We start from the raw sequence: 7755 nt of genomic DNA, 5'->3' as shown, positions 1-7755 counted from the left end.
GTTTTCAAAGGTCAATCGTTGTTTTTCAACAACTCCTATATACTATCATAGGACATTTTTACTGTCAACAGATTTCATCCATCTTTTTGGAAGATTTTGAAACGGTTTTAAAAGCGAACGTTCGCTTAACAGTGATATTAATTTATCATAACTAGTTTGTGATTTCAACTAAAATGCTACTGTTTTCATTAAAAATTTCTTTCTAAATGAATAAGTTTCTGAAAAAGAATTATTTCTACTTTTTTGAAATAAAAAAGACCTTGAAGAACAAGGTCTCTAATCTCACTTAGCAGGTCAAAAGCGATTTATTCAAAATCCTCTAGCCATTCTTTTTTAATGTTTTTCTCTAGATTTTTCTGACGCTTATCTTCTTCTAATTTTGGCATCATTACAAATGCATCTCCAAAACTATCTAAATCATACTCATCATTTTGAAATTCCTCTTTGATTTCTTCTGGAACTTCTAATTTTTCTTTTTTGAATAAATCATCTCTTTTTTGACGAATAGACATTCCTATTCTCCTTTCGCCACAAGTTCTTTAAATACTTTTATTTTTTCTAATAATACCGTATTTTTATTCACTCTGGCAAATGCTGCGGCGTCTCTCATCAATTCTTTTACTTCTTCACTTGAGGCGTCATTCACATAAGCGTTCTCTGCTTGTAAATATTTGATGCGAGCTAAATAGTATGTAACATGATTTTCACTACAGATTGTAATTCCGCGTCTGAGTAAGACATCGCTAGTATCATATTCTTTAATTTTTGCATAGAAAGTTCCACCATAATATAGAACTGTTAAGACACGACAGACATCTTCAATGGATTCAATTGTATGATTATCGATTTGGTGGATGGCTTTTTCAAAGAAGTATTCGGCCTTATCATAGTCTCCCTGATTCATATAAATAAGTCCGATTCCCGTATACGCTAAGAAAATATATTTATTATCCACATCAGAATGATCTGCTAACAATTGATTGAAGTAGAAAAAGCTATCTGTACTTTCCTTTTCTAATAAGGTTTGAGTGAAACCTTTTAAGTATAAATATCTCCATAGTTGCTGCGTGGTTAAATGAGCCGCATTTATACTATGAATTAATTCTTCAGCTTCTTCATATTCCATATTCACAATATGAAATTCGATTTTATCCAGCTTTTTGTTTATAACTGAATCTTTAATCGCTACAGATGGAAATAACTCCCCTACGTCCATATGTAGTTTTTTACAAAGTAAGGTCAATATCTTCATGGAAGGGATTTGACCGTGATTTTCGAATCGACTTAATGTTGCTTGCGTACAAATACCCTCACTCAATTCAATTTGAGATAAACCTAATTCTTTTCGTCGATTCACAAAAATTTGAATGTCCATAATATCTCCTCATCTTTTATTAAATATATGCTCCCTATATTCATTTTTATTATACCTTTATTTTCTAATTTCTCCAAAAGAAAAACTTAGATTTAGTGGACATTTATAGGAATTATTCTTTTTTTATGATTGAAATAGTTCTATTTATGAAAGTTTTTTTATACTTTATTTGTTTCGTCCTAATGATTTATATTACCTATCCATTCATAAAAATATTGTTATAGCAATATTTTCTGAAATGTCTTTTATTATCTTTCATTAATTATGAAAAAAAGCTTATGACTGAAACGGTCATAAGCTTTCATCATTTTCTATTCAGCGATTTCAACAACTAGGTAACGATGAGGTTCTTTTCCTTCGGAATGTGTTGAAATACGTTTATTTTTGCTTAATGCAGCATGAATTTGTTTTCTTTCATATGCTGGTAGTGGTTCTAAGTAAACAGGTTGTTTCGTTTTTAATACTTTACGAGCTGTTCTTTCGGCAATTTGTTGTAGTGTTTCACTACGACGAGCACGGTAATCACCAACATCTACTTGAACAGAAATTCTTCCTTTAACAAAACGATGGACAGAAACTTGTGCTAACACTTGTAACGCATTTAAAATTTTACCATGTTTACCAATTAATAGCCCTTGTTTGTCTGTATCGAATACAAATGTCATACGATCACGGCGCACTTCAACTGCTACAGTTGCCTCTGCACCATAAGTTTTCGCAATTCCTTCTAAATATGCTTTGGTTACATGAGCTGCTTCTTCTAAACAATCTACGGTTGTTTCTTCATTTTCAGAACCTTCAACATCTTCTTCGTCTTCGAATTCGTCTTCGAATTCTTCCTCGAAAGATTCATCTTCAGCTGCTACTACTTCTTCAACCGTTTCTTCTACTACTGGTGTAGAAACTTCTTCCACAACTTCTTCTTTAACAACTGGAGTTAAAGCAACTATTGCATCTTTTTGGCCAAAGCCAAACAATCCTTTTTTACCTTCAGATAACACTTCAACAACTACTTCTTCTTTGGTTAATCCTAATTGACGTAATCCTTTTTGAATTGCTTTTTCTACTGAAGTATCTGTTACTTTAATAGTATTTGTCATCGTAAACTCTCCTACTCTTTAAAAATCATTGTTATTATCTCATGATTGAGACGTTTCAACAAGACTTCTATATAAGAATTATTTTCCGTGTCTTCTCTTCGCTTTTTCAAGCGCCTTTTGACGACGTTTTTTCTCAGCGATAATCGCTTTTTGTTCTTCTTGGAATTTGAATGGATTATTTAATAGTAAGGTTTGACCTACCATAAATACGTTTCCGACTACCCAGTATAGTGATAACGCACTTGCTAAACCAAGTGACATAAATAAAATCATCACTGGCATAAAATACATCATTGCTTTACCGGCTCCACCAGTATCTTGCATTTTCATAGATAACCACGTTGTGATGAATGTTGTCACAGCAGCTAATACTGGTAAGATGAAGTATGGGTCTGGTTGGTCTAATTGGAACCATAAGAAGTGTCCTGTTTTTAAGACTTCTGTACGGCTAATTGCTTGATATAAAGCCATCATTACTGGTAATTGAATTAATAATGGTAAGCAACCAGCGTATTGATTGATTCCTTCACGTTCGTATAAAGCATTCATTTCTGCTTGAAGCATTTCTTGTGTTGCACGGTCTCTAGCAGAGTATTTTTCACGTAAAGCTTTAATCTCTGGTTGAAGAATCGCTTGTTTACGCGTACTTTGGTATTGGAAGTGCATTAAAGGAACCATAATTAAACGAGTAATAATTGTAAAGAAGATAATTCCTAAACCATAGCTTCCTCCAAATAAATCAGATAACCAAATAATAAACTGAGATAAATTATAGAGAACAATTCGATCCCAAAAACCTGTACTAGACTCCGTAACAGGAGAAGTTCCACATGCCGCTAAAAATAAAGTTAAAACTGCTAATGATAAAATCAATTGGCTTTTTTTCTTCACTGAAAAGTCCCACCTTTTAGAATATTTAATTTTCAACGATTCCTACCTATAATAGGAATCTTAATTTTTAGGTAATAATGTAGCTAATTTTAAAACATGCATCATACTGCTTTTCATTTCTTGATAAGACATTTGTACGATGGGAGATCGAGCAATGACAATAAAATCTGCATTTTGAGTTATTTGATCATCCAGTTCCATAAGAATGTGACGGATTCGTCTTTTTAGACGATTTCTTGTCACTGCATTTCCTAGCTTTTTACTTACTGAAATTCCCACACGAAAATGAGCTTGTGCTTCCTTATTTAACTTATAAATAACAAATTGTCGATTAGCTGTAGATTTTCCTTTATGGAATACCTGCTGAAATTCACGATCTTTCTTCACTCGATACGATTTTTTCATCTACTTGAATATCTCCAGTCACTCGAAATGTTTTTTTAAAAAAAAGACCACTGAGACGTTCAGTGATCTAAGCTGCTAAAACTTTTCTACCTTTACGGCGTCTGCTTGCTAATACTCTACGGCCATTTTTTGTACTCATGCGTTTACGGAATCCGTGAACTTTTTGACGTTTACGTTTGCTTGGTTGATATGTTCTTTTCATTCGATGTGCACCTCCTACTGTAAATGAAATATCTAGTCTCCCTAGACAGTCTAGTACATTATAAATATAAAATATTGAATTGTCAATATAAACTATCTAATCGCTAAATTACTGAAGTATCATACCATAATCTCTCTAAAAATTTCTACAAATAACTGTATTTTTGTATCGATTTTTTTAGTTATCAACAATCATAGTGGAAATCTTTTTTTAAAAAAACTCTTCATCCACTAGTTTTCAACAACTTATCCACAAAATAACACTCTGTTTGTATAAATCTATCCACAACTGGTGGATAAGTTGTTGAAATCTCTTTAAATCAATAAAAATGAATGTGAATAACTTGAAATTTTCTGTGTATAACTCTGTTTATTCTCTATTAATCCTATCGATTATCCACATTTTTGTGGATAATTTTATTAAAAACTTTGATTTATTGTGGTTTTCTCCATCCAATTGTGGAAAACTCTATTGAAAGATGGTAAACTGTTAACTGGATTAGAATCTTTAGAACTATAAGGAGGTGCATTTATGAATTCCATTCAAGATTTTTGGGATATATTATTAGAGCAATTTGAAAAAACAAATTCCGAGTTTACATTCAACCATTGGATAAAACCCGCTGAACCTGTTCGTATCGAGAAAAATATTCTTTATATTAAAGTCCCTTCTCAAACATTTGCCAGATATTGGCAAGATAATTTATTAAGAGACATTATTGAATTTGGGTACGACTATTTCAGACAATCATTTGAACCTAGATTTATTACACCAGAGTCTGATTTCGAACCAGCGATTTCTTCTTTTCAATCAAACAACAGTAATATAGAAGAAACACAAACGACTGGATTAAGTCATCCTTCTCCAACTGTGATTGAAGAGGATTCTCATTTAAATCCAAAATACACTTTTGATACATTCATTATCGGGAAAGGGAACCAAATGGCTACGGCTGCTGCTCGATATGTAGCGGAAAACCCTGGAACGGCTTATAACCCACTCTTTTTCTATGGGGGTGTAGGTCTTGGAAAAACCCATTTAATGCAAGCGATTGGGAATGATTATAAGAAGAATCATCCAACAGCACGTGTTAAATATGTAACCAGTGAAGAGTTTATGAATGAAATGATTGCTTCCATTGGATCAAAGACACCACAAGAATTCCGCAATCGTTATCGAAATGTGGATATTTTACTAGTCGATGATATTCAATTTTTAGCAGCAAAAGAAGCAACACAAGAGGAATTCTTCCATACTTTTAATGCTTTATTCAATAACCAAAAACAAATCGTACTTACTAGTGACCGACAACCAACAGAAATTAAAGCACTTCAAGAAAGACTTGTTTCTCGTTTCGTTTCTGGTCTTCCTGTGGATATTACTCCACCAGACTTAGAAACTCGGATTGCGATTTTACAAAATAAAGCACAATCCCTTGGATTTAATATTCCAATCGATGTACTAAGCTATGTAGCAGGACATATTCAATCAAACGTACGTGAGTTGGAAGGGGCCCTAATGCGTCTTCAAGCTTATTCTGTGATGGTTGGTGAAGATATTTCAACAGATTTAGCCGCAGAAGCTTTGAAAAATCTCCTACCAGGTGGTAAAGAGAAATTACTATCGATTCATGATATTCAAAGTGCTGTTGCCAAATATTACAATATTACTGTTGAAGATATTAAAGGGAAAAAGAGAACGAAAACAATGGTTCAACCTCGTCAAATCGCCATGTATCTTTCACGTGAATTAACAGGAAGTTCTTTACAAAAAATTGGATCTGACTTTGGTAGAGACCATTCAACCGTTCTTCATGCTTATGAAAAAATCAGCTTAGAAGTAAAAGAAAATAGTGAAACAACTCAAGTCATTAATGAAATTAAAGGATTGCTTCATCAGTAGTCAGTGGATAACTCAAAAAATTCAAGCTGTTTATCCACAATAGTTATCCACAAACAAAAATGAAAGAGCTGTAGGGATTCTTCACTTTTCCACAAAATACACAGCCCCTACTACTATTACTATTTTTTTAATAAATAAATTAAATATAAAAGGACATCCAAAAGGAGGAAGTTATGAAATTTTCAGTAAACAGACAAGGATTTTTAAAAAATCTAGTCGATGTTCAACGTGCGATTCCATCAAAAACAACGATTCCAATTTTAACTGGGATTAAATTAGTTGCAAGTGAAGAAGGTTTAACATTAACAGGTAGTGATTCAGAAGTTTCTATCGAAGTATTCTTACCTATCGAAGACGAAGAATTACAATTAACAGTCCAAGAACCAGGTAGCATCGTTCTCCCTGCTCGTTTCTTTGGAGAAATCGTTAAAAAATTACCTTTAAATGTATTTACACTTGAAACAAACGATCAATTACAAGCAACGATTACAGCAGGTAATGCATCATTTACATTAAATGGATTATCAGCAGTGGATTATCCACAATTACCAGAAATTGAAAAAAATCATGTGATTACAATTCCTGTTCCATTATTTAGACAAGTGATTGTACAAACAGCGGTTGCCGTTTCAACTGCAGAATCTCGTCCGATCTTAACTGGGATTCATATGGTGATTAAAGACAACCAATTAAAAGCAGTCGCAACTGACTCTCACCGTTTAAGCCAACGTATCATTCCACTACAAATGCCAGCTGGAAGTGATGCATTGACATTTGAAATGACATTACCTGGTAAAACATTATTAGAATTATCTCGTATCATCGACGGATTAGAAACAATCGATTTTGCGATTACAGATAATCAAATCTTGTTCCAAACAGAAACATTATCCTTCTACTCTCGTTTATTAGAAGGAATGTACCCTGATACAGACCGTTTAATTAACGACGGAGCGAACACTTCCATTACAGTCGTTGCTAGCGAACTTGTAGCAGCTGTAGAACGTGCTTCATTAATGTCACATACGGATAAAAACAATATCGCGACATTAACACTTTCTCCGGAACGCATTCTATTAACAGGTAAATCTCCTGAAGTGGGTACGGTTGAAGAAGAAATCGCTGTGGAAAACTTCGAAGGAGCTCCACTTGAAATTTCATTCAACCCTGACTACTTAAAAGAAGCGTTGAAATTATTCGGTTCTTCAGAAGCTGTCATCAACTTCTTAGAATCAAACCGTCCATTCACATTGAAACTAAAAGAAGACCATTCTGGTATTCCACATAGCTTCATTCAATTAGTGACACCTGTTCGTACATTCAACGGGTAATCGTAAGTTATCAAACTTTCACTCGAGCTTTCGTTTTGAAGGCTCGAGTTTTTTTATGTATAGAAAAAGGAATTAAGCAGTGAATGCTGCCTAATTCCTTTTTGATTCTTAGTTTTTATAATCATCCCACAATGGAGAAGAATACATATAACTTCCGTGTTTAGCTACCTCTCTACGACCTTCTCGAACAATAAAGTCTAAAATATTGAAAAACTTCTCTTTTGCATCAATGAAATTTGTAAATTCAAATGTCTTTCCTAAAACATAAGATCTATCATCTCTACTATTCACCATAAATAAATGATTTTTATAGAAAAGATGTACTGCAAATAGCGTGGTATTAGATTCATCAAATAATACATAAACCAATGAATCGTAATTTCTATGTTTAATTTCTTCCTCTAATTCTCTTTTTAATGGCTCAATATTCATATTAGAATCCTCGAAATGCTTTATTTGTCAATAGTATAGCATATATTTCAACCTTCATCTGATTAATTTCCCGAAATTCACTTTGAAGTGCACCCTGTCAAGTAGACAGGAAAATAA

9 protein-coding genes are annotated in these 7755 nt (G+C 33.2%); 2 read left to right on the top strand and 7 right to left on the bottom strand.

What is annotated here, in order from left to right; all coding sequences use genetic code 11:
- Window positions 1-305 precede the first annotated feature (305 nt).
- From HMPREF3106_RS04820 to rpmH, 6 genes are all read right to left on the bottom strand, one after another.
- On the bottom strand, window positions 306-512 hold the full coding sequence (locus HMPREF3106_RS04820) for a hypothetical protein (RefSeq protein ID WP_070436976.1): 207 nt from the start codon (window positions 510-512) through the stop codon (window positions 306-308).
- 2 nt (window positions 513-514) lie between these two features.
- Window positions 515-1375: a helix-turn-helix domain-containing protein gene (locus HMPREF3106_RS04815; RefSeq protein ID WP_005608214.1), complete on the bottom strand. Its 861-nt coding sequence runs from the start codon at window positions 1373-1375 to the stop codon at window positions 515-517.
- Between the two features lie 311 nt (window positions 1376-1686).
- Complete coding sequence (gene jag, locus HMPREF3106_RS04810) at window positions 1687-2475, bottom strand: RNA-binding cell elongation regulator Jag/EloR (RefSeq protein WP_070444697.1); 789 nt, start codon at window positions 2473-2475, stop codon at window positions 1687-1689.
- A 78-nt stretch (window positions 2476-2553) separates the two neighbouring features.
- Window positions 2554-3366 carry a membrane protein insertase YidC gene (gene yidC, locus HMPREF3106_RS04805; RefSeq protein ID WP_005608210.1) on the bottom strand — a complete coding sequence of 271 codons (813 nt, stop codon included), beginning with the start codon at window positions 3364-3366 and terminating at the stop codon, window positions 2554-2556.
- Between the two features lie 60 nt (window positions 3367-3426).
- Complete coding sequence (rnpA, locus tag HMPREF3106_RS04800; protein WP_005608208.1) at window positions 3427-3771, bottom strand: ribonuclease P protein component; 345 nt, start codon at window positions 3769-3771, stop codon at window positions 3427-3429.
- Window positions 3772-3838: 67 nt separating this feature from the next.
- Entirely contained in the window at window positions 3839-3973 is a 135-nt protein-coding gene (gene rpmH / locus HMPREF3106_RS04795; RefSeq protein ID WP_005608206.1) for a 50S ribosomal protein L34, read from the bottom strand.
- A gap of 531 nt (window positions 3974-4504) precedes the next feature.
- Here rpmH and dnaA point away from each other — a divergent pair.
- Both dnaA and dnaN read left to right on the top strand, forming a co-directional pair.
- Window positions 4505-5875, top strand: a complete 1371-nt coding sequence (dnaA, locus tag HMPREF3106_RS04790; protein ID WP_070436974.1) for a chromosomal replication initiator protein DnaA — start codon at window positions 4505-4507, stop codon at window positions 5873-5875.
- Between the two features lie 173 nt (window positions 5876-6048).
- Window positions 6049-7206 carry a DNA polymerase III subunit beta gene (gene dnaN / locus HMPREF3106_RS04785; protein WP_070444694.1) on the top strand — a complete coding sequence of 386 codons (1158 nt, stop codon included), beginning with the start codon at window positions 6049-6051 and terminating at the stop codon, window positions 7204-7206.
- 108 nt (window positions 7207-7314) lie between these two features.
- Here the strand turns inward: dnaN and HMPREF3106_RS04780 are convergent, their stop codons facing one another.
- Entirely contained in the window at window positions 7315-7638 is a 324-nt protein-coding gene (locus HMPREF3106_RS04780) for an Imm59 family immunity protein (RefSeq protein ID WP_070436972.1), read from the bottom strand.
- Window positions 7639-7755 lie beyond the last annotated feature (117 nt).

Source organism: Granulicatella sp. HMSC31F03 (assembly GCF_001807725.1).
Classification (GTDB): Bacteria; Bacillota; Bacilli; order Lactobacillales; family Aerococcaceae; genus Granulicatella; species Granulicatella adiacens.
The sequence above is the reverse complement of the archived record's forward strand: the minus strand, read 5'-3'. Positions and strand labels throughout refer to the sequence as shown.

Coding starts and splice junctions, on each gene's coding strand:
- HMPREF3106_RS04820 (WP_070436976.1), bottom strand. CDS start 512: ATGTCTATTCGTCAAAAAAGAGATGATTTATTCAAAAAAGAAAAATTA.
- HMPREF3106_RS04815 (WP_005608214.1), bottom strand. CDS start 1,375: ATGGACATTCAAATTTTTGTGAATCGACGAAAAGAATTAGGTTTATCT.
- jag (WP_070444697.1), bottom strand. CDS start 2,475: ATGACAAATACTATTAAAGTAACAGATACTTCAGTAGAAAAAGCAATT.
- rnpA (WP_005608208.1), bottom strand. CDS start 3,771: ATGAAAAAATCGTATCGAGTGAAGAAAGATCGTGAATTTCAGCAGGTA.
- rpmH (WP_005608206.1), bottom strand. CDS start 3,973: ATGAAAAGAACATATCAACCAAGCAAACGTAAACGTCAAAAAGTTCAC.
- dnaA (WP_070436974.1), top strand. CDS start 4,505: ATGAATTCCATTCAAGATTTTTGGGATATATTATTAGAGCAATTTGAA.
- dnaN (WP_070444694.1), top strand. CDS start 6,049: ATGAAATTTTCAGTAAACAGACAAGGATTTTTAAAAAATCTAGTCGAT.
- HMPREF3106_RS04780 (WP_070436972.1), bottom strand. CDS start 7,638: ATGAATATTGAGCCATTAAAAAGAGAATTAGAGGAAGAAATTAAACAT.